The organism is Brachyspira sp. (assembly GCF_029258575.1).
GTDB lineage: Bacteria > Spirochaetota > Brachyspiria > Brachyspirales > Brachyspiraceae > Brachyspira.
Map to the genome: position 1 here is coordinate 1 of NZ_JARHYI010000078.1, position 21,839 is coordinate 21,839.

Consider the following 21,839-nt stretch of genomic DNA (forward strand, 5'->3'; position numbering starts at 1 on the left):
TTTGGTGTTAATGAAATTGCCATTTTTATATCAACCGTTATTATATATATAATTTATTTTAAGATTAAAAATAATAAAATTTAAAAGTGTTTAATATTATTTAGTTATTCGCCGCTTATTCTGCTGCATATACCTTCTACTATAATATTATAATCTTTTGTATTTTCTATATTTAATAAATGTCCTGCATTTTCAACTATGAATAAATCTTTATCAGGAGCTTTTATTGTTTTATAATATTCTTTTACAATTACAGTTGGTACTTGCCAATCATTAGCACCGCACACAAAAAATATAGGTGTATTAAAATTTGTAAATTTACTTGTATCATAATTGATAAGATAATAAATAATATTTTTATTTAAATTTAAAGGTTGAAAGTTAAGATAATCTTTTATAGAATATATAGGACTTTGTTTGATTATTTTATTTAGTTTATCATTTCCATCATAATATCCTGCTAATTTATATTTTATTTGTATATCTCTGAAATTTTTGAATATATTAAATACATTATCTTTATTTATCATATAGGGATAGTTTTTTAATTTATTCATTTTTTCTATATATTTTTTATTATTACTATTTTTTACTATATTATAACAATAATCAAAACTAGTTTTCTCTCCTTTTTGGAAACTTACAACCTGTCCCATACCAATATATGCAGATACAAGATTAGGAAATTTTTTTATGAACTCTATACCTAAAATACTTCCCCAAGAATGCCCTAATAAAATAATATATTTAGAATTATATTTTAACTTAACATATCTAATAGAAGTTTTTCAACAGTTATATCTTTTTCTAATGATTTATTTTTTGATTGGGTTTTTCCTGTTCCTCTTTGATCATAATATATCAAATTATAATTTTGAGTTTTTGAATGCATTTTGTATAGAAAATATCTTTCGGATTCTCCTGGACCTCCGTGCAAAAATATTAAACTTACATTTGATTTTTTAGGATAATGTATAAAATATTGTTCTATATCATTTATTTTAACATACTCTTCAAAAAATATATCAATCATTATGTTATCTTTTAAATATAATTAAGTTTTCCGTATGTAATTTTTTTATGCAAATTAATAGCTTCCGAATCTGTAAGATGAGCAACATAATCTTTTACTAATTCTTCATCGCTATTATACGATATATTTGCTTTTTTAAATAAAGTATCTTCTTCTATGATTTCTTTATGCTTCAATAAATATTCAAATATTGTAGAAATTATTCTATTTACTCTTTCTGCGTCTTCAAGTATTTCCTTACTTTCATATACTTTTTTAAACATAAAATCTCTTAAATCATTTATAGCTTTTAATACTTTTTCATCAATATCTATTTCCATTTTTTCCATACTTGCTTCTATGACTCCCATAATCATAGTATCAGCTCTCTCTCCATAAGTAGTTCCAAGTACATTAACAATATCTTTAGGTAAATCTTCATATTTAAGAAGTCCGTATCTAATAGCATCATCAACATCATGATTAGCATATGCTATAGTATCTGATATTCTAACAATCATACCTTCATTAGTAGCAGGACCCGAAGAATCTGATATTAATTTTCCATTTTTACCTTTAGTATGTTTAATTATTCCATCTCTTACTTCAAAACTTAAATTAAGCCCTTTACCTTTTTCTAAATGCTCAACAACTCTAAGTGAATGAGAAGAATGATGAAAACCTTTAAAATATTTCAATATGGCTTTCTCTCCAGCATGCCCGAATGGGGAATGTCCTAAATCATGTCCTAATGCTATAGCTTCTGTTAAGTCTTCATTAAGTCTTAAAGCTCTTGCTATGCTTCTAGCTATTTGCATAACTTCCAATGTATGTGTAAGTCTTGTTCTAAAATCTCCGACAGAAAGCATTATAACCTGAGCTTTATCTTTAAGTCTTCTGAAATATTCGCTATGTATTATTCTATCTCTATCTTGCATATATATTGTTCTTATATCATCTTTTTCTCTTGGATATACTGTTCCTTTACTATCTGATGAAAATGCTGCTGCTGGAGATAAAAAACTTTTTTCTCTCATTTCTATATCAAGTCTTATAGTTCTCACAATATTTTCCTTAAATACAATTCATTATGTTAATAATAAATCAATTGACAAAAAAATACAATTATAATAATTATATATTAATTTTTTATATAAATATTTAATTTGTATTATAGTTAATAAATGAATGGAATTTAATGATTTTAATAGTTTACACAAATACTTTACAAAAACATTTATTTATTATAGAATTATGTTAATATTTACTATTACGAAATTATAAGTAATAAATTTCAATTAAATAGGGCATTATCATGAAAACTATTAATCTAATACTAGGAAATCATAATCATCAGCCAGTAGGCAATTTTAACTTTGTATTTGAAAATACATATCAAAAATCTTATAAACCTTTTTTAGAAATATTAGAAAAGTATAAATATATAAAATTTAATTTACATTATACAGGCTGTTTATTAGAATGGATTGAAAAAAATCATCCAGAACATATTTATAGTTTGAAAAGACTTGCAGAAGAAAAAAGAATAGAAATACAAAGCGGCGGTTTTTATGAACCTATAATGCCTTCGATACCAGATAAAGATAAAGATATACAAATAAAAAAATTAAATAAATATATAGAAGATAAATTTAATGTTACTCCTCAAGGTGCTTGGATTGCTGAGAGAGTTTGGGAGCCTACATTGGTTAAGAATTTGGCCAAAAACGGAGTAAAATATATAATGCTTGATGATTCCCAGTTTTTAACTACTGGAATAGATACCAAAAATATGTTCGGATATTTTATTACCGACAATGAAAATTATAAATTAAATATATTCCCAATATCTCAGGAACTTCGCTATTTGATACCTTTTAGAGAGGTTGACAAATCAATAGAATATTTAAAATCAATAGCTACAGAGGAGGGAGATAGGGTAGTGGTTCTTCATGATGACGGAGAAAAGTACGGAGATTGGCCTGGAACACAAAAATGGGTATATGAAGATAAATGGCTTGAGAAGTTTTTCGAGGCTCTTACTAAGGAAAAAGATACTATCATTACAACTACATACAGTGAATATATGGCAAAGTATTCGCCTATATCAAAGATTTATATACCTGCAGGATCTTATGAAGAGATGCTTACTTGGGTTCTTCCTGCAAAAATTCAAGATGAATTCCATTCAAAACAGGAAGAACTTAAAAAATCTCAGGATAATGATGTTATAAGCAGATTTATGAGAGGTGGTTTCTGGAGAAATTTTTTCAGTAAATATTCTGAAAGTAATAGAATGAATAAAAGAATGATATTTGCATCTAATATGATAGGTGAAATTACAGAATCAAATTATAAAGAAAAAGAAGAAGCGTTAAGTTATTTATTAAGAGGGCAGTGTAATTGTCCTTATTGGCATGGTACTTTTGGAGGACTTTATTTGAATAATTTAAGGCATGCTACTTATTCTAATTTGATTAAATCTACTTTTATATCATTAGAAAAAGTTTATGGAAGAAAATATTTCTTAAGTCATAGCAGCGATTTTGATATGGACGGCAGAGAAGAGGTTATGATTTCTTCTGAAAATTCATTTATTGTTTTCCATAGCTTAAGCGGTTCTATTATAGAATGGGATTTGAAAAAAGAAAATCCTATCAATTTGATAGACTGTTTAAAAAGAAGAGAAGAAGCTTATCATATAGCTGCTTTAAGAAATGCTAATAATGAAAATGAAGATAATAGGCATGTTTCAATACATGAAATAGCTAAAAAAGTTGATGAGAAAGTAGCAAAGTATTTAGTATTTGATAAAAATGAAAAAGTATTTGGTGTAGATCACTTCTTAAACAAGATGCCTACTGCAGAAGAATTCCAATTGCTAAAATATGAAGAGAATGCTGAGTTTTATAAATCATATTATAATGCTGTGGAAAATCTTATTAATAAAGATTATGCAACTATATCATATGAGAAAACTTCTAAAGTTAATGGAAAAGATATATATTTAATGAAAAGATATATAGTGAATAATGACGGAAGTTTTTATGTTGAATCTATAATAGAAAATAAATCTAATGAAGATATAGAATTCATATATGCTTTAGAAAATAATATGACTTTGCTTGCAGGTCAGGAGGCAGATAGATATTATATTGGAGGCGATAAGAGAATATCTAATAATCTTTCATACTGCGGTGAGTATAACGGCACTGTTTTCGGTATGGCTGATGAAGGATATATAAAGGTGAAAATATTAATGGAGGCAAGCGAAGAAACAGAGTTTTTGTATATGCCTAATTTTACAATATCTGATGCCGTTGATAAACTTGAAATGAATTATCAAAATTCAACTATAGTATGCTGTAAAAAAATATATTTAAAAGCTAATGAGAAAATAAAATATAAAGTAAAAGTAACTGCCAAAGATATTTAATTTGAAAGGGTAATTTGATGAAACTGTTTTGTATTATATCTGATAAGAGTCATGTAGGTAAAACATATATTGCTTCTCATATAGTATCATCTTTGAAAATGCTTAATAAAATAGTATGCTATTATAAACCTTTTGTTATGGAAGTACGGGATAATAAATTATTTGATTGTGAATATGTAAAGAATAAAACCACTTTAAAAGCTTCAGAAATATTTGTTTCCTATGCTACTAATGGTAATATATCGCCTCTTCATAGTATTAATACTAAAATAGATGAGAGGGATATTACCGATTTAATAGATGAAAATAGAGATATTTATGATTATATGGTATTTGAATCATTATCATTATATGCTCCTATAAAAGAAAATTATAATTTTATGGACCTAATATTAGATATAAAAAAAGAAAATGAAATGCATATAATACCTATTGTAGAGTATGATTCTAATATTATACATTCAGCTTTGGAGCAGGTTGAATTATTTCATACCAGAGGTTTTAAAATACCATTTATCATTATAAATATAAAAAAGGATTTATTTATTTCTAATAATGTTGTAGGCTATATTAGAAGTCAGTTAAATCCTATAAAAGTTTATATAATAGAATTTGATAATGAAGCAGAAAATAAAAAAATAGAAGATATTAAATACCCTGAACTTATTAAAGATCTGTTTTAATAGATTCATAAAATTTTTTGAAAGTATTATCTATATTATCTTCCCAAGTATTATGAGTGAATATAATATGTGCAGATTCTCTGTATAAATGATCTCTTTGTTTTGAAAGTTCTAATAATTTGTTTTTATTGTTAGCAAGTAATGGTCTTTCTTTAGTGTCAATATTGTTAAGTATAATATTAGCATTTCTATCTATAAAAACAGTCAGCCCTTTATTTTTTAAAATATTTCTATTTTTTTCTGCCAATACTATACCTCCTCCTGTAGATATAATAACATTATTTAAATTACTCAATTTTTCTAATATTTCACTTTCAATATTTCTAAAATAGGATTCTCCATTATCGGCGAAAATATTAGTTATAGTTTTATTTTCTTTTTCTTCTATATAAGAATCCATGTCATATAAATTGTAATTAAGTTTTTCTGCTAGCATTTTTGATAATGCAGTTTTTCCGCATCCTGGAAGCCCTATTAAAAATATTACTTTATTATTTGTATCATTATTATTCATTATAAATACCTAAAATAATTAAATTCTCCACACTTCTTTCAAACTCTTCAAATTCTTTTTTATACTTTTCAAAATCCCCAGTCATATCAATATAAAAATAATATTGCCATTTTCTTTCAACATGTGGACGGCTTACTATAGAAACCAAATTAAAACATTTAAGTTTATTTAAAGAATCAGCCAAACTTCCATTTTCATGAGGCAGTAAAAATCTTATAGTCATTTTACTTCCGAATTTCAAAGAATTATCATAATTAGCAGCTATAATAAATCTTGTTGTATTTCCATTAATATTTTCTATATTTTCTCTAAGTATATCTAAATCATAAACTTTACATGCATTTTTATTTGAAATAGAAGCTATACTTTTATCATCGCTATTGGCAACTATAAATGCAGCCTCAGCAGTATTTGATGCTGTAATCTCTTCAAAATTATTTTCTTTTATAAAATGAGAACATTGCTTCAAAGCCTGATGATGAGATATAACCTTTTTAATATTTTTTATATCGGTACCTTTTTTTGCCATAAGTCCATATTCTATAGGTAAATAAACTTCTCCTACTATCTTACAGTTATAATCTGCAATTATATCCAAAACTTCATTAACCATACCTGTAGAAGAATTTTCCAAAGGTAAAATTCCGTAATAACTTTCGCCTCTTCTTATACTTTCAAGCACATCGTCAAAATGTTCTTTCTTTATAAGTTCAGCATTCTTTCCGAAGAATTTCAAAGCAGCCTCATGTCCGTTGCCGCCTTCTCTGCCTTGATAAACTATTTTTTCATTATATTTTATATTTTGGGCATCATCATTTTGATTATTATTTTCATCTATTAAATATTTCTGAAGCTGTTTAGATGTATACATTATATCATTATAAATAGTTGTTATTAAATTTGATAATTCTTTATTTTCAAGAAGTTCTATTTTTTTAGCTATTACCTCTTTCTCCCTTTTTGGATCAAATATTGAGGTATTATATTTCTTTTTTGTCTCTCCAACTTTGATACTTATTTTCATTCTTTCATCTATCAAATGTACTATTTCTTTATCTATTCTATCGATTTCTTTTCTCAATTCCTGCATTTCTTCAGAGAACATAATGATTCCTTTTAATAAAATTTAAGATTTCTTATTATAGTAATTTATATTATACTAAATAGGTATTAAATTGTAAAGGATTTTATTTTTATAAGTTATATATAGCTATAAATTTAATAAAAGCTAGGGCGGGTGCTGTAATTACTATTAAAGTAAAAATATAATTTGAATTTTTATTTCATAAATAAGTTAATAAAAATAATGGGCGGGGAGTTATAATAAAATTTATTTTGAATCCCACCCTTTAAAGTTTAAAGTCATTTTTGAAAAACATTTTATTTATCTTTATATGCTATTAAGAAAAAGCACACCCACCCAAGTGTTATTTTAATTTAAGGTTTATCACTGCACGCGTTAAGCAGAATTAAAAGTTATAGTAAATGTTTAATTATTGATTGATTTTATTTTATGGCTAGTTCAACGCGTGGTAAGATGATTTTATATAGGAATAAAAAAGTAAAAACCTGCCGTAATAAAACTATTAAGGCAGATTTTTTATAATATTGATTGTTTTAATTGAAATTGACTTTATACAAAATAATTATATAATACAGAAAATTTATTATTAAAATAACTAGGATCTCTATGAACAATTTTATCAAAAATGAGCTTCAGAATTGGAAAGCAATAGAAATTGTATGGATTATAATTGCAGGCAGTATAATATTATCTCTTTCTATATATTGGAAGGAAAATATTATCGGTATAGTTTCATCAATAAGCGGTATATTATGCGTAATTCTCACAGGTAAAGGAAAATTATCTTCATATATATTTGGAATGATTAATACTATTCTTTATTCATATATAGCCTTTAATGCCAAATATTACGGAGAGTTTATGCTTAATGTCTTCTATTATATACCTATGAATATAGTAGGTTTCATATTATGGAGCAGAAATATAAATAATGAGAATAAAGAAGTTATAAAAACAAAATTAAATAATAAATATAAAATTATAATATTAGCTTTATCTTTCATATCAATATTCGTTTATGGATTAGTATTAAAAAAATTGGGAGGCTCACTTCCTTTTGCAGATAGTGCAAGTACAATATTTGCTATAACAGCACAGATGCTATGCGTGAAAAGATGTACAGAACAATGGATAATGTGGATACTAGTAAACATATTAAATATTTATATATGGTATATCAATTTTTCAATCGGAGGAGATAATATAGCGACACTTCTTATGTGGTCTGTTTATTTGGTAAATGCTTTATTTATGTTAGTAAGATGGTACAGAGAAGCTAATAATAAAATAGTTAATAATTAATTCGGAGTTTTTATGTATAATGTTGGAATGTATGCAGGTTCATTTAATCCGCTTCATCTTGGGCATGTAAGATGCATAATTGAGGCTGCTAATCAATGTAAAAAACTTTATATAATATTATGCATTGGAAATAATAGAAATGAAATAGATAAAAAAATAAGATACCGCTGGATTTATCAATTAACAAAGCATATTGGAAATGTGAAGATTATATTTATAGAAGATAATGCCAAAACAAAAGAAGAATACACGGAAGATTTATGGGAAGAAGATTCTATAAAAATAAAAAATGCTATAGGTGAAAAAATTCATGCTGTATTTTTGGGAGATGATTATAAAAATAAGGATTCTTTTTATACTAGATATTATAAAGAATCAGAATTGATATTTATAGAGAGAGATGAAATAAGCTCATCAAAAATAAGAGAGAATGTTTATAAATATTGGGATTATATACCTAATATAGTAAAGCCTTATTATACCAAAAAAGTTTTAATTTTAGGAAGCGAAAGCACAGGAAAATCCACTCTCACTATTAATTTGGCTAATTATTATAATACCAATTATATAGAAGAAGCAGGCAGAGAATTATCAGAAAAGTCTGGAACAGATTTATTAATGCTTTCAGAAGATTTTACAGAGATACTTCTTATTCATAAATTAAATGAAATGAAGGCATTAGAAAAAAGCAATAAAATATTATTTATAGATACTGATGCAATTATTACAAATTTTTATATGCATTTCTTGGAAGATGAAAATATAATCGATAATGAAAAACTTGCAAAAGCAATTATTAATATAAACAGATATGATATTATACTATTTTTAGAGCCTGATGTCGATTTTATTCAGGACGGAGGAAGAAGCGAGATAATAAAAAATAATAGAATAAAATACAGCAATCAAATAAAAGATATACTTAACAGTTTAAATATAAAATATCATACTATAGGTGGAGATTATCAGGCAAGATTTAAAAAAGCGGTTTCTATAATAAGTGGAAAGTTAAAACTATAAAAAACATATTATTTTATTAAAAAAGCATTGCTATTTACATACTTTACTTTTATATATATTTTAGTATAATATTACATTAATAGTGTTTGTTATGTTTTAATATAAAAATTATGATTAGGAAAATGTGTAAATGACTTTTGTATCTCCGAAATTTTTATTCTTACTTTTAGTTTTGCCTATTATAATATTTTCATATATAAGAACTAGAAAGAATCATTCATATTCTGTAAAGCACCCAAGAGTAAGTATGTCAAATGTGTTGAAATCTAGATATTATGTAAAAGATATACCATTTGCATTAATAATTTTAGCACTTGCTTTTTCTATTATAGGTTTAGCTCGTCCTGCAAAAGTTGCTCATTTATCTGATATTAATGGAGAAGGTATTTATATATCTTTAGTTGTTGATGTTTCTCCATCTATGATGGCGGAAGATATGATACCTACAAGATTAGAGGCTTCAAAAAAAACTATGATAGATTTTATAAAGAAAAGAAATTTTGATAAAATAAGTTTGGTATCATTTGCATTAAGGGCATCGGTTCTTTCTCCTGCCACTTTTGATTACACTTTATTGGAGGAGGAGATAAAAAAAATAAAAATAGATGAAGAAGGATCTACATCAATAGGACTTGGTATTGCAACGGCGGTAGATATGCTTAGAAGTGTAAAAGACGATAATGAAAAAATCATAATAGTTCTTACAGATGGAGAAAATAATTCTGGGGAGATAGATCCTAAATTAGCTTCTGAAATAGCTTCAAATTTTAATATAAAAATTTATACAATAGGTATAGGAGATGCTAATGGAAGTCATGCATGGGTTACTTATGATGACCCTAATTATGGTAAAAGAAGAATAAGAGCCGATTTTACTTTAAATGAAGAATCATTAATAGATATTGCAGCTGTAACAGGTGGTAAATATTTCAATGCTAAAAACACCTCTGCCTTAGATAATGTTTATAATACAATAGATAGACTCGAGAAAAAACCTATACTTGATGATGATTTAATTCAATATAAAGAATTATATAAGCCATTTATAATAATTGCATTTTTATGTTTATGTTTAAGTATTATCCTTTCTACAACGAGATTTTTGATAATTCCATAGTGTTATAAGTATAATATTATGTAAATAATTCTATATATAATAATAATTTAATAGATATTTATTCTAATTTGTAATAATTATTAAATATTTACTTGACTATTTATTTCAGCCAATATACAATCATAGAATTATATTAAAAAAGAGGTAAAACTATGGCAGAGATAAAAAATTATTATTTCTCTTCTGAGTCGGTAACAGAAGGCCATCCTGATAAGATCTGCGATGCCGTAAGCGATGCAGTCTTAGACGAATGTTTAAAACAAGATCCTAATTCTAGAGTTGCATGTGAAACTTTGGCAAAAACAGGAATGTTAATAATTGCTGGAGAAATCACAACAAAAGCTAAATTAGACTATCAAAAAATCGCCAGAGATACCGTAAGGCGAATCGGATACACAAGCAGCGATATGGGATTTGATGCTGATACTTGTGCAGTTATGGAAGCTATTGCAGAGCAATCCCCAGATATAGATATGGGTGTTAGTGCTGGTAAAGGATTATTTAATTCTGAAAGTTCAAATGTTTCTGAGGGTGCAGGCGACCAAGGTATAATGTTTGGTTATGCTATAAATGAAACAGAAACATTTATGCCTTTAACTATACATTTAGCTCATAGATTAGCTGAGCGTTTGACTAAAGTTAGAAATGACAAAATAGTTGACTATTTGAGACCAGATGGTAAAAGTCAGGTTACTGTTGAATATAAAGACGGTAAAGCAGCTAGAATAGAAGCGATTGTAATTTCTACTCAGCATGCTGCAGGCGTTGATCATAAGCAAATAGAAGCAGACATTAAAAAGCATGTTATTAATGAAATATGCCCAAAAAATATGCTTGATGAGAACACTAAATATTATATTAACCCAACAGGCTCATTTGTAGTAGGTGGACCTATGGGAGATTGCGGGTTAACAGGAAGAAAAATAATAGTAGACAGCTACGGTGGACATGGTGCTCATGGTGGTGGTGCTTTCTCTGGTAAGGACCCTACAAAAGTAGACAGAAGTGCTTGTTATATGGCTAGATATATAGCTAAAAATATAGTTGCTTCTGGTATAGCTGACAAAGCTTTGGTACAGTTCGCTTATGCTATAGGCGTTCCTGAGCCTTTATCTGTATATGTTAATACTTTCGGTACTGCAAAAGTTCATGATGAAGTATTAGCTAATATAGTTACTAAGGAGCTTGATTTAACTCCTGCTGGTATAATCAAAAGATTGGATTTAAGAAGACCTATTTACGAAAAAACTACTGCTTACGGACATTTCGGTAGAGAACTTCCTGAATTCACTTGGGAAAAGACAGACATCAAAGATTTGTTCGCTAATGCTAAATAATTAATTTAATATAAAAAGTTTTAAACATTCAAGGCTTGTTAATATTTATATATTAGCAAGCCTTATTTATTTGTAATTAAAATTGTTATATTTGATATAATCCACTTCTGTCATAATTTTATAATACACACTAATAACAAAAGTATCAATTTAAAATCAACCTTTTTTTCCACCCATATCCATATATTGACTGTACATAGGAGATGGAAGTCCAAAACCTCCTGCTACAGGCATAGTTTCTCCTGTTATATATGAAGAATTATCGCTTGCAAAAAATAATACAGCATTAGCTATATCTTCTGGTAATGCCGATCTATTTAAAGGAACATTTTTTAAAAATAATTTTAAGAAATCTTCTGACATATTCTCCATTGCCGCATCAGTTGCCACAAATCCTGGTAATACTGCATTGCATCTTATATTGTTTCTTGCATACTGAACTGCAATATTTTTTGTGAGGAAATTTATTGCAGATTTTGATATTCCATATGCTAATCTTGACATATCAGGAAAAATTCCGCCTACAGATGATATATTAATAATGCTTCCGCCTCCTGTTTTTATCATTTGTGCTACTGCTACCTTTGAAGGAATATAAACACTTTTTAAATTTTCATTAACTATATGAAAAAAAGCATCAGTATCTCCATTAACCAAATCAAAATCTTTATTAGTATCAGTAGTACCGAAATTATTAACAAGTATATCAATTCTGTTTTCTTTTTTTATTACATCTTCTACCATAGAAGTAAAAGTTTCTTCTTTAGTAGCATCGAAATATACAACATCAGCATCTCCGCCATTTTTTATTATTTCATTTGCTATTTCTTTACCAGCCTCAAGTCTTCTTACAGCTAAATAAACTTTTGCTCCATTTTCTGCAAGCTTCTTAGAACAGGCTAAACCTATACCTCTTGTAGATGAAGTAACTAATGCTATTTTTTTATCTAAAAGTTTCATAATCATATGTCTCCTTTATTTTTTATAATATGAATTATATAAGATTTAATAATTATTTCTATAATACAATATAACTATTTTGAATATATAGTTATATATTTTTATAACAGTGTAAAAGTTAAAATTTTTGTTATAGTCATAACATGCCATATACCATCTTTCATAAATATGAAAGGCATTATATATTGAAAGGAAGTATTGAAAATAATATAAAATAAGTTCTCATAATATTTTTTGATGTTGATAAAGTTTCTTCTGACAGTTTCATAAGAAAATCAGTATTAAAATATATAAACAATGTATATACTATACTTAATATTAAAGCTGATAATACATGGTATTTTAATGCTGATTTTATTCTATACATTAAATTTATTTATATTAAAGGCTTGGCAGTTTGTCTTATTGTATAGGCTGATGATTGAACTAATATATTAATAATTACAGAATAACAGCTCCATTATCTCCTTCATATTGTCCTATCATAGAAACATCAACTATTGAATAAATAGCAACTATTAATGCACTTCCAAATCTGATTTATAAATACTTTAAAAATATTTTTTACATCAGTTTTTAGCATATACATAAATAATATTTCTATGTAAAAGTTTAAAAACAAAAAAGGCTGTATAAGAAATCTAATAATTAGACATCTTATACAACCTTGAGCATTTTCAAAGCTTCAACAATCCTTCGAAGCATTATATTATATATAAATTTATAAGTCAAATAATGGACTAATATTAATCTTCTATATAAGCATAGCTGAATTTATGTTTTGCTAAATTATCATATACAACATTTTTTAATTTAGGGCTAACTAGAGTAGGCGTAGCATAATAGTATAAAGGTATTATAACATCATTGTCCATAAATATTTTTTCAGCTTTGTGCATAGCATTCATTCTGACATTCTGATCTATTGTATTCATAGCAGTTTGAAGTAAATTATCATATTCTTTATTAGTAAATAAGGCATGATTTTGAGGACTATAGCTTAAGAACATACCTAAAAATGTCATAGGATCATTATAATCAGCAGTCCATCCACTTCTTCCTATAACATAATTTTTATCAGTATACAATGTTTGTAAAAATACAGCCCATTCCTGCTGACTAACTGTACTGTCAACTCCTAAATGCTCTTTCCACATTTGCTGAACAGCTTCAAATATAGGAATCTCTCTATTAGAATCAACTAAAAATTGAAGTACTGGAAAACCTTCTCCATTAGTATATCCAGCTTCTGCCATTAATCTTTTAGCTTCTTCAACATTTTTTTGATAATCTTCTTTTTTTACACTTATATAATCTCCTCCAAGCTCTCTAAAATCTCCATTAACATCAGGAGCCCCGAAGGGTACAAAGGCACCAGCAGGTATTCCAGCTTTTACTACATTATCTACTATATAATTTCTATCTATAGCAAGAGATAAAGCCTTTCTAATTCTTACATCTTTTAAAACTTCATTTGTATTATTTACAGCATAATAATATGTTCCAAGACGCTTAACCATTTGTAATAGTCCTTCTGCTTTTAAAGCATCTATATCCTGAGCAGGAACTCTGTCAGAAAGATGTAAAGAACCTTCTTTTATTCCAGCAACTGAAGCAGTAGGGTTATCCATTAAAACAAAAGTTATTTTTTCAGGTACTAAATTATCATAATCCCAATAATTAGTATTTTTTACCATTATTATATTATTATCTATATTTCTTTCTACCATTACATAAGAACCATTTCCAATATAGCTTTCAGGACTCATAGTCCAAGAATCCCCGTATTTTTCTATAATATCCTGACGAATGGGATAGAATGTAGGAAAAGCAGTTAATTCCAAGAAATATGCTGTAGGTTTTTCTAAAGTTACCTCTAAAGTATAATCATCAATAGCTTTTATTCCCAAAGTATCCAATTCCATTTTGCTTGCATTTATAGACATAGCATTTTTTACAGGTTCAAATTGATAACTGTATTCGCTTGCTATTTTGGGATTCACTGCTCTTTTCCAAGCATATACAAAATCTTTAGATGTTAATGGGCTACCGTCAGACCATTTGCCATTAGTTCTTAAATGGAATGTATAAGTAAGTCCGTCCTCACTTATATCCCAACTTTCAGCAGCTCCTCCAACCAATACTCCGTCTTTATTTTTTGTAGTAAGTCCTTCAAATGCATGTATTATGTAAACAGAAGCATCTGAAGCTATATTTAAAGTAGGGTCTATAGTTTTTGGTTCAGGTCCTACATTTATAAATAAACCTTCTCCTTTGTTTTGATTTTGAGATGAACAAGATGTTATCACAAAACTAATTGATAATAAAAAAATAAAAAATAAATGAATAATATTTTTCATAAATCAATATCCTTTTTTAATAAAATATATTGGGAAATATATTATATTATAATTATGAAAAATCAATTAATTAATAAAAAAATTATATAAATAATATTTCATTAAATATTAAAATATAATAATATGTAGTTATGAATAATAAATTAAAAATAATAAAATACAGAGCAGTGCTTTTTTTTATAGCAATAATATTTTTATCTGCATCTTTTATAATAATAAGTATTAACTTAAGATTCAATAATGATAATATAATAAAAATCAATGCCAATATAGAAAGTATTAATTATTATGAATACGGTATTGTGAAGAAGCAGAAATTTGCAAATGTAGTTTATAGTTTCATTTATGAAGATGAAAAAATCATTGTTACAAATTCGTATTTAGAAGATGAAAATAATAATTTACAATTAAACTCTAAAACGGAGATATTTTATGATAAAACAAGTAATGCAGTAGTGGTCAAACCTAGTAAATATACATTAGTATTAGCATTTATATTTATATTTTTTGCAATAGCTGTAATAGTATTTGCTTTTAAATTGAAGGCTAATAATATATATGTATCTCAAAAACTATACAAATAAATTTTTTATATTTTTTCTAATTTTACCTTTCTTATTATCACTGCTTTGATTATAATAAGTGAATATACACTTCTTTATTTATTTTCTAATTTTATTATTTCATTATAGCCTTTTTTTCTTGCTACATCAAAAATCGTGTTGCCGTCTATATTTACAGCTGTAGTATCAGCATTATTTTCTATAAGTAATTTTACTAATTGAGTATTACCATTTTCTATAGCGGTAAATATTAAATTAACAGGTTCTTCGCTGGAACTATCAATAACATCTTTAGAATTCACATCAGCACCATTTTCTATCAAATATTCAGCTATTTTTGTATTTTGATTAGTAACTGTGGCAACTAATAAAGAAAATGGTACATTTCTATAATCCGTATATTTCATTGTAGGGTCAATACCTTTGTATACTAAATATTTTACTATATCAAAACGCTCAAGTCTAATGGCATCAGCAATTAGAGGCTCTCCTTTTTCATCGACCCGTCCTATATCGGCTCCATTTTCTACAAGTGTTTTAAAAATTTCAAAATTATTATAATGTAAACTTTTATCTAATATAGTAAAATTACCTTTCTCCGTATCTAGGTAAATAACATTAGGATTTGCTCCAAAATTTAGCAGTAGCTTAATTACTCCTAAACTATTTTTATTATTAGAAGTAACAGCATAAAATAAAGCATCTCCAGATATATTTCCACTTAAATCAAATGCTCTTGCATTAACATTAGCATTATTTTTTATAAGTTCTTTTACAAGTTTTATATATCCCATAGATGAAGCTTTCATTAAAGGAGTAATACCATTAAAATCAGTTTTATTAATACTAGCACCATATTCAATTAATTTAATGGCTTTTTCTTCAGTAGGATAATATGAAGCTGCAAATATTATTGGAGAGATATGTTTGTATTTTAATTGCCAAGTATCCAAAGAGTTTGCATTTTTTATCGTATTAAGCTCTTCAAGTATTTTTAAATTTTCTTCTCCTGCCATTTTGAGTATATCATCAATATTTTCATTAGCAGCATAGCCTTCATATTCTTCTTCACCATCAATATTATATTCTATTATATTAGTTTCAATATTTTGATTTGTTTCTAATGTATTAGTATCAATTTCATTAGTAGTTAATTCTATATTATTTGTTTTTTTTGAATTACAGCTTATTATACTAATGAATATTAAAGCTATTATAATAATTTTTTTCATAATATACTCCGAATTTTTAGTATTATTAAATAATGATTTTTTATTTTACTATATTCTAATTTTATTATTATATTAACGATAAATTTACCCAAAAATTTTAGTCAATTATCATATTTTAATTATTACTATGCTCAAAAATCTTATAATCAGCAAATAAATACAACAGTAGTTCGCATATTAGGGTTGTATATAGCTTTTTATTTATATACTGCAATTTTTAAGTTTGTCAAAAGTTAGTTGTTAAATTTATTGTTTGCCACACACTACATCACTTTTTTGTTACCACAAAAGAAGCAAAAAGGCTATATTTTAATAATTTATATTACATATAAAATAAAATTAGTATTATTTGGTACTCATTTTACACTTGCACTTTTTGGTCCCACCTATGGCATGCGATGGGAAAAAGTTGATAGTACATTTACAAAATATAAAAAATTTTTAGTATAAATTGGCTTTTTATTATATGTTTGATATACTGTTATAATTAATTATATTTTAAAATAAAATTATTAGTAGTTTATTTATATATAGAGGAAATATGTCAGAAAATAAAACTGTAAGTAAAGAAAAAATAGCCAAGTCATCATTAAAAATGTCATTGGTAACTACTGTAAGCAGAATATTTGGACTTGTTAGAGATCAAATACAGGCTATTTTACTTGGAACTACATTCATAGCAGATGCTTTTGCAATAGGATTTATACTTCCAAATTTATTAAGACGATTATTTGCTGAAGGTAATATGGTTGCAAGTTTTATACCTGTTTTCACAGAGCTTGAAAAAGAAAAAGGCATTGAAGAGTCAAAAAAATTCTTTAGAGCTGTATTCACACTGTTAGGATTAATACTTATCGGAGTTGTAGGCATAGGAATAATAATATCGCCTTTGCTTGTTAAAATACTTTATAAATCAGCACATAATAATGTAGAAGCTCTTAATTTGGCAGCGGATTTATCAAGAATAATGTTTCCTTATCTTCTATTTATATCTTTAGCCGCTTTGATGCAGGGAGTACTTAATATAAGAGGATATTATTCCATATCGGCAGCAAGTCCTATACTTTTAAATACTGTAATTATATCTATGGCATTGTTTTTTTATTTTATTCTGCCTGATTTTTTTAGTAATATGTCTTATGTATTTGCTTTAGCTGTATTATTAGGCGGATTTGTACAGTTTGTATATCAAATGCCTTTTGTACATAAACAGGGATTTAGTTTTAAGCCTTATTTTAATTTTAAAGATCCGTATGTTATAAAGATGATAAAATTATTTGCTCCAGGTATTTTCGGTGCTAGTATATATCAAATAAATTTACTAGTATCAACTGCATTTGCAGGGGCTATAGGTGAGGGCAGAGTATCAGCTGTTACTTTTGCTACTAGAATACATGAATTTGTATTGGGAGTTTTTGCTGTAAGTGTGGCAACTGTAATGCTTCCTACTTTGAGTAAATTAATAACAGATAATAAAAAAGATGAGGCTGTTGAAACTTTGGGATATTCTTTAAGGCTTGTTGCTTTAGTTACTATACCAGCTACTTTTGGATTTATGGTATTAGGTAAAGAAATAGTGAGAATGATATTTGAATATGGTGCTTTTTCTTCTAAATCTACATATCTTGTATCAAGTGCATTGAGATATTTATCTATATCATTATTCTTTGTTGCAAGCTACAGGATACTTGTACAGTCATTTTATGCTATGAAAGATATGAAAACACCTGTATATGTGGCATTTTTCACATTTATTATCAATGCAGTTAGCAATTATTTATGTGTTTATATATTTAAATTCGATATTATAGGAATATCTATATCAAGTGTTATTGCAAATATTATATCTTTTTGTATACTATATACATTGCTTATAAAAAGAATGGCAGTAAAATCTATAATAAATAAAAAGTTTGAAATTACAAAGACATTGTTTTCTAGTTTGTTTATGGTGGCTTGTGTTTATGGATTAAAATATTATTTTTTATCTGATACTGCTGATTCTAGGATATTTTTTATATTTAAAGTATTTATAGTAATATTATTTGGAGTGATATCATATTCTCTAATAAATATTATATTAAGAAATGATGATTTTGTATCATTTGTCAATATGTTTAAAGGGAAATTTTTGAGAAAGTTTGTAAGAAAATAATATGTATTATTCTTAAATAATAAACTGAAAATATCCGATAATTTAAGCAGTAATTTTTTAATAATATAAGGTTTTTTTATGAGCTTAAAAAATAAGGTACTTTTATTAGTTGTCATTGTTGTAATTTTGTCATTATCTCCCACTATATTTATAAATACTCAAACGAATAAAAAATCTTTGTATGATTCGGCTATGGGAGTAGCATGGAATTATTTTCATGATATATATTATGCCTTTGATAATATTGTGGAATCTACAGGAGTAGGAACTATAGGATTATCAGATTTGGCTACAGTATCTTATGATTTATATTCTACAGGAGCAGTTGCCGATGTGGCTGGTAATCTTAGAAAAAATATATATCGTTTTCATAAGGCTCAAAGAGGACTTCATCATGTAATAGCAAATGGTATATATTTTGAACCTGATATTGTAGAACAAAATCCTTATATGAGAGGAATACATTCTCTATATTTGTATGATGTAGGCGATACAGGAAATATGCAGCCTAAAATAGAAACTGCTAATGATAATTATAATAAAGAAGAATTTTATTATTTAGCTCTTCCAGACAATTGGAATAGAGAATCAAAAAGACCTCAATATATATATTATTCTTCTCCTTATTTAAAAGAGGTGGATAAGCCTCAAAAAGTAATTTCATTTTCATCTCCTATATACTCCAGTATTAATGATAATCTTATAGGAGTTGCTTTATCTGATGTTTCTTTAGATATAGTATATGAAGTTATAACAAATATAGTGAAAACAGGTCCTTTTAATCCTATAATTTATGATTCAAGAAGTAAAAAGATAGTTTATCATGATAATACTAATTATATACTTAGTAATTTAGATGATGTTGAATGGATTGGAAAATCTATTGAAAATGTAACTTTTTATACAAATCTTAGAATAAGAACTAATTATATTGCTGCTAACAATACTTCATATAGTATGTTCTACCATCAATTCCATAATCATCCTACATATAATATGATTATGTATGCTCCTACAAGCTATTTTTATAATGTATTAAATAAAACGAATAATACTATATTTATTATATTAATAATTGCAATTATTATCATTTTTATTGTATTAAATATAACAATACCATTCTCATTAAAACCTTTAGAAAGAATTTCTCAGGAATTAGAATCTGGGGTATTTGATAATAATATATTTGTAAATGTTAGTAAGATTCATTCTCGGGACTCTCTAGGAAATTTGAGTACTTGGATAAGAATATTTTTTGATATGGTTCAGCATGTATTTTCAAGTGTGTCTAAAACCCTTAAGGTATCAAGAGATCAAAGCAATGCTTTAAAACTTAAAATGACTGATATATCCGAATCAGCAGGTCATATGACTGAATCAGTAGGATTTATAATAGATAATATATCTTCTCAGCAAACAGAATTTAAACATGTGGAAAGCAGTAATTTAGAAATATATAGGATTATAGCTTCAAGCTTGTCTGAATTAATTTCTATTGATGATATGACTAATAATCTTCAAAGTAAAATTGATGATCAATCTGTTAGTTTGAATCAAATTAATTCTTTAACTGTTACTATGCAAAAAGATATGCAGGAAGTATCTATTTCTGTAGGTAAGGCTAAAGAAGAATCAGAACATGTTGTATCTTTAGCTGAGGATAGTAAGGCAAAAATAGTTAAAACAGAAAATATTACGAAATCACTTATAACTTCTATAAGAGGTATTACAGATTTCGTAAATTCTACTATTGATATATCACAGCAGACAAACATGTTGGCGATGAATGCTGCTATTGAGGCGGCACATGCTGGAGAGCAGGGTAAAGGTTTCGCAGTTGTTGCTGAAGAGATTAGAAAATTAGCTACTACTACAAATTTACAATCTGAGAAGGCATGGAAGATATTAAGAGATATAGAAAAAGAAATGAATCTCATTATGTCTAGTATGACAGAAAGAATAGTAACAACAGAAGATATGTTGGTAAAACTTCAAAATTTTGTTAATACTATGACTAAAGTTAAAAAAGTTGCTGATGAAAAATATGATTCTACGAAAGAAATAAGTGTATCTATAGAGAGTTTATATGATGCCGTTAAAGATATTAAAGAACAGTATACTAATTTACATGGCAGAATATCAGTGGCAAAAGATGATTTAGTAAATCTTTCTGATTTCTCTAAAAAAAATGATGAGGCTATGAAGCTTGTATCTCAAAATAGCGATTATATAGTAGCCAAAACACAGGATATGGGAAATCAAATTGGAAATGTATTTGGTCTTATAAAAGAGATAGAACAGCTTTCTAATATAGCAAGCGAATCTGTTGATACATTAGAAAAGGAAATGTCAAATTATGTTATAAAAGATTTTGAAGAGGTTATTAAAGAAAAAATCAAAATTATTAATGAAGGCGATAGGGCATACAGTAGACATAGTTTTGTTCAAAGTATATACAAATTTGTTATGGAAACTTTTGGTAAAGATAAATTCCAAAAGGTTTTAGATCAAATGCCTGAAGAATGCAGAAGGATATTTAAAGATGTTAAAAAGACTAAATTCAAAAAAAAATATCCTTTATCTACATCTTGTTTCATTCCTATGACTTCTATAATAGATGAGTTTTATGATGGTGCAAGAGAGGGTATTAGAGAAAAAGCTAGATATGATTTTAAGAAATTTAATATATTGATAAAATTATTTATTAAATTGTCAAATAAGAATGCTTTAGCTGATGTATTTGTTAATTTTAACAATAAAATGTTTAAGAATATATATGTAGAGGTTGTTAAGGCTGAAAAAAGACGCATTATTTATCATTTGCATTATTTCCCTAATTATGATTCTATGATAGAAACTTATTATGATGAAATGATAAAGAATATATTTAGATTTAAATATCCTAATGGATCTAAAGTGAGAATGACTAAGTCTATCAGTAAGGGTTATATTTATACTGAATATATTGTAACTTGGTAATTTAAGAAAATATAAAGTCTGTACTTTTGAAAGGTTCAGACTTTTTTTATTGCTAATATAATTTTTATCATTTCCGATATAATTA

18 protein-coding genes are annotated in these 21,839 nt (G+C 26.5%); 9 read left to right on the forward strand and 9 right to left on the reverse strand.

Translation table 11 applies throughout. The annotated features are described in order from the left end of the window. Positions 1–104 precede the first annotated feature (104 nt). The 3 genes from Q1J76_RS06175 to Q1J76_RS06185 are packed head-to-tail and all read right to left on the reverse strand — an operon-like array spanning position 105 to position 2,076. On the reverse strand, positions 105–779 hold the full coding sequence (locus Q1J76_RS06175) for an alpha/beta hydrolase (RefSeq protein ID WP_367182090.1): 675 nt from the start codon (positions 777–779) through the stop codon (positions 105–107). Continuing rightward, positions 761–1,033, reverse strand: a complete 273-nt coding sequence (locus tag Q1J76_RS06180) for an alpha/beta hydrolase family protein (protein ID WP_300368393.1) — start codon at positions 1,031–1,033, stop codon at positions 761–763. Before Q1J76_RS06180 ends, Q1J76_RS06175 begins: the two co-directional genes overlap by 19 nt. 11 nt (positions 1,034–1,044) lie before the next feature. Next, positions 1,045–2,076, reverse strand: coding sequence for a deoxyguanosinetriphosphate triphosphohydrolase (locus Q1J76_RS06185; protein ID WP_300368396.1), 1,032 nt, complete (start codon positions 2,074–2,076; stop codon positions 1,045–1,047). Positions 2,077–2,327: 251 nt separating this feature from the next. Between Q1J76_RS06185 and Q1J76_RS06190 the strand changes: the two genes are divergently transcribed. Together Q1J76_RS06190 and Q1J76_RS06195 are read left to right on the forward strand one after the other, a co-directional pair. Next, positions 2,328–4,448, forward strand: coding sequence for an alpha-amylase/4-alpha-glucanotransferase domain-containing protein (locus Q1J76_RS06190; RefSeq protein WP_300368399.1), 2,121 nt, complete (start codon positions 2,328–2,330; stop codon positions 4,446–4,448). A 17-nt stretch (positions 4,449–4,465) separates the two neighbouring features. Continuing rightward, entirely contained in the window at positions 4,466–5,131 is a 666-nt protein-coding gene (locus Q1J76_RS06195) for an AAA family ATPase (protein ID WP_300368402.1), read from the forward strand. Here Q1J76_RS06195 and Q1J76_RS06200 read toward each other — a convergent pair. Both Q1J76_RS06200 and Q1J76_RS06205 read right to left on the reverse strand, forming a co-directional pair. Next, positions 5,115–5,645 (reverse strand): shikimate kinase, encoded by a 531-nt coding sequence (locus tag Q1J76_RS06200; protein WP_300368405.1) that lies wholly within the window; start codon positions 5,643–5,645, stop codon positions 5,115–5,117. The two genes, Q1J76_RS06195 and Q1J76_RS06200, sit on opposite strands and share 17 nt — an antisense overlap. Next, complete coding sequence (locus tag Q1J76_RS06205; protein ID WP_300368408.1) at positions 5,638–6,750, reverse strand: chorismate mutase; 1,113 nt, start codon at positions 6,748–6,750, stop codon at positions 5,638–5,640. The genes Q1J76_RS06200 and Q1J76_RS06205 overlap by 8 nt, the downstream gene beginning before the upstream one ends. A 585-nt stretch (positions 6,751–7,335) precedes the next feature. On the opposite strand from Q1J76_RS06205, the gene pnuC reads away from it, so the two are divergent. The 4 genes from pnuC to metK all read left to right on the forward strand — a co-directional run bounded on the left by pnuC (position 7,336) and on the right by metK (position 11,505). Continuing rightward, positions 7,336–8,031, forward strand: coding sequence for a nicotinamide riboside transporter PnuC (gene pnuC, locus Q1J76_RS06210; RefSeq protein ID WP_300368411.1), 696 nt, complete (start codon positions 7,336–7,338; stop codon positions 8,029–8,031). A 12-nt stretch (positions 8,032–8,043) separates the two neighbouring features. After that, positions 8,044–9,051: an AAA family ATPase gene (locus Q1J76_RS06215; RefSeq protein WP_300368414.1), complete on the forward strand. Its 1,008-nt coding sequence runs from the start codon at positions 8,044–8,046 to the stop codon at positions 9,049–9,051. A gap of 130 nt (positions 9,052–9,181) precedes the next feature. Next, a complete protein-coding gene (locus Q1J76_RS06220) occupies positions 9,182–10,168 on the forward strand; it encodes a vWA domain-containing protein (protein WP_300368417.1) in 987 nt (328 codons plus the stop codon). Positions 10,169–10,320: 152 nt separating this feature from the next. Next, a complete protein-coding gene (gene metK / locus Q1J76_RS06225) occupies positions 10,321–11,505 on the forward strand; it encodes a methionine adenosyltransferase (RefSeq protein WP_300368420.1) in 1,185 nt (394 codons plus the stop codon). 156 nt (positions 11,506–11,661) lie between these two features. Here the strand turns inward: metK and hdhA are convergent, their stop codons facing one another. The 3 genes from hdhA to Q1J76_RS06240 form a co-directional block, all read right to left on the reverse strand. After that, the gene (gene hdhA, locus Q1J76_RS06230) at positions 11,662–12,465 is read right to left on the reverse strand and encodes a 7alpha-hydroxysteroid dehydrogenase (protein ID WP_300368424.1); all 804 of its coding nucleotides are present in this window, start codon (positions 12,463–12,465) and stop codon (positions 11,662–11,664) included. Between the two features lie 178 nt (positions 12,466–12,643). Continuing rightward, a complete protein-coding gene (locus Q1J76_RS06235) occupies positions 12,644–12,832 on the reverse strand; it encodes a hypothetical protein (protein WP_300368427.1) in 189 nt (62 codons plus the stop codon). A gap of 379 nt (positions 12,833–13,211) precedes the next feature. Continuing rightward, complete coding sequence (locus Q1J76_RS06240) at positions 13,212–14,825, reverse strand: peptide ABC transporter substrate-binding protein (protein WP_300368430.1); 1,614 nt, start codon at positions 14,823–14,825, stop codon at positions 13,212–13,214. A 131-nt stretch (positions 14,826–14,956) separates the two neighbouring features. On the opposite strand from Q1J76_RS06240, the gene Q1J76_RS06245 reads away from it, so the two are divergent. Next, positions 14,957–15,409 (forward strand): hypothetical protein, encoded by a 453-nt coding sequence (locus Q1J76_RS06245; RefSeq protein WP_300368433.1) that lies wholly within the window; start codon positions 14,957–14,959, stop codon positions 15,407–15,409. A 74-nt stretch (positions 15,410–15,483) separates the two neighbouring features. On the opposite strand, the gene Q1J76_RS06250 is transcribed toward Q1J76_RS06245, so the two are convergent. Beyond that, positions 15,484–16,620 carry an ankyrin repeat domain-containing protein gene (locus tag Q1J76_RS06250; protein ID WP_300368436.1) on the reverse strand — a complete coding sequence of 379 codons (1,137 nt, stop codon included), beginning with the start codon at positions 16,618–16,620 and terminating at the stop codon, positions 15,484–15,486. A gap of 541 nt (positions 16,621–17,161) precedes the next feature. Here Q1J76_RS06250 and murJ point away from each other — a divergent pair. Both murJ and Q1J76_RS06260 read left to right on the forward strand, forming a co-directional pair. Further along, on the forward strand, positions 17,162–18,775 hold the full coding sequence (murJ, locus tag Q1J76_RS06255) for a murein biosynthesis integral membrane protein MurJ (protein ID WP_300368439.1): 1,614 nt from the start codon (positions 17,162–17,164) through the stop codon (positions 18,773–18,775). 78 nt (positions 18,776–18,853) lie between these two features. Further along, entirely contained in the window at positions 18,854–21,754 is a 2,901-nt protein-coding gene (locus tag Q1J76_RS06260; RefSeq protein ID WP_300368442.1) for a methyl-accepting chemotaxis protein, read from the forward strand. Positions 21,755–21,839 lie beyond the last annotated feature (85 nt).

What these genes read in the sequence shown, in the direction of transcription:
- Q1J76_RS06180 (WP_300368393.1), bottom strand. Translation starts at nt 1,033, where the DNA reads ATGATTGATATATTTTTTGAAGAGTATGTTAAAATAAATGATATAGAA.
- Q1J76_RS06190 (WP_300368399.1), top strand. Translation starts at nt 2,328, where the DNA reads ATGAAAACTATTAATCTAATACTAGGAAATCATAATCATCAGCCAGTA.
- Q1J76_RS06195 (WP_300368402.1), top strand. Translation starts at nt 4,466, where the DNA reads ATGAAACTGTTTTGTATTATATCTGATAAGAGTCATGTAGGTAAAACA.
- Q1J76_RS06200 (WP_300368405.1), bottom strand. Translation starts at nt 5,645, where the DNA reads ATGAATAATAATGATACAAATAATAAAGTAATATTTTTAATAGGGCTT.
- Q1J76_RS06205 (WP_300368408.1), bottom strand. Translation starts at nt 6,750, where the DNA reads ATGTTCTCTGAAGAAATGCAGGAATTGAGAAAAGAAATCGATAGAATA.
- pnuC (WP_300368411.1), top strand. Translation starts at nt 7,336, where the DNA reads ATGAACAATTTTATCAAAAATGAGCTTCAGAATTGGAAAGCAATAGAA.
- Q1J76_RS06215 (WP_300368414.1), top strand. Translation starts at nt 8,044, where the DNA reads ATGTATAATGTTGGAATGTATGCAGGTTCATTTAATCCGCTTCATCTT.
- Q1J76_RS06220 (WP_300368417.1), top strand. Translation starts at nt 9,182, where the DNA reads ATGACTTTTGTATCTCCGAAATTTTTATTCTTACTTTTAGTTTTGCCT.
- metK (WP_300368420.1), top strand. Translation starts at nt 10,321, where the DNA reads ATGGCAGAGATAAAAAATTATTATTTCTCTTCTGAGTCGGTAACAGAA.
- hdhA (WP_300368424.1), bottom strand. Translation starts at nt 12,465, where the DNA reads ATGAAACTTTTAGATAAAAAAATAGCATTAGTTACTTCATCTACAAGA.
- Q1J76_RS06235 (WP_300368427.1), bottom strand. Translation starts at nt 12,832, where the DNA reads ATGTATAGAATAAAATCAGCATTAAAATACCATGTATTATCAGCTTTA.
- Q1J76_RS06240 (WP_300368430.1), bottom strand. Translation starts at nt 14,825, where the DNA reads ATGAAAAATATTATTCATTTATTTTTTATTTTTTTATTATCAATTAGT.
- Q1J76_RS06245 (WP_300368433.1), top strand. Translation starts at nt 14,957, where the DNA reads ATGAATAATAAATTAAAAATAATAAAATACAGAGCAGTGCTTTTTTTT.
- Q1J76_RS06250 (WP_300368436.1), bottom strand. Translation starts at nt 16,620, where the DNA reads ATGAAAAAAATTATTATAATAGCTTTAATATTCATTAGTATAATAAGC.
- murJ (WP_300368439.1), top strand. Translation starts at nt 17,162, where the DNA reads ATGTCAGAAAATAAAACTGTAAGTAAAGAAAAAATAGCCAAGTCATCA.
- Q1J76_RS06260 (WP_300368442.1), top strand. Translation starts at nt 18,854, where the DNA reads ATGAGCTTAAAAAATAAGGTACTTTTATTAGTTGTCATTGTTGTAATT.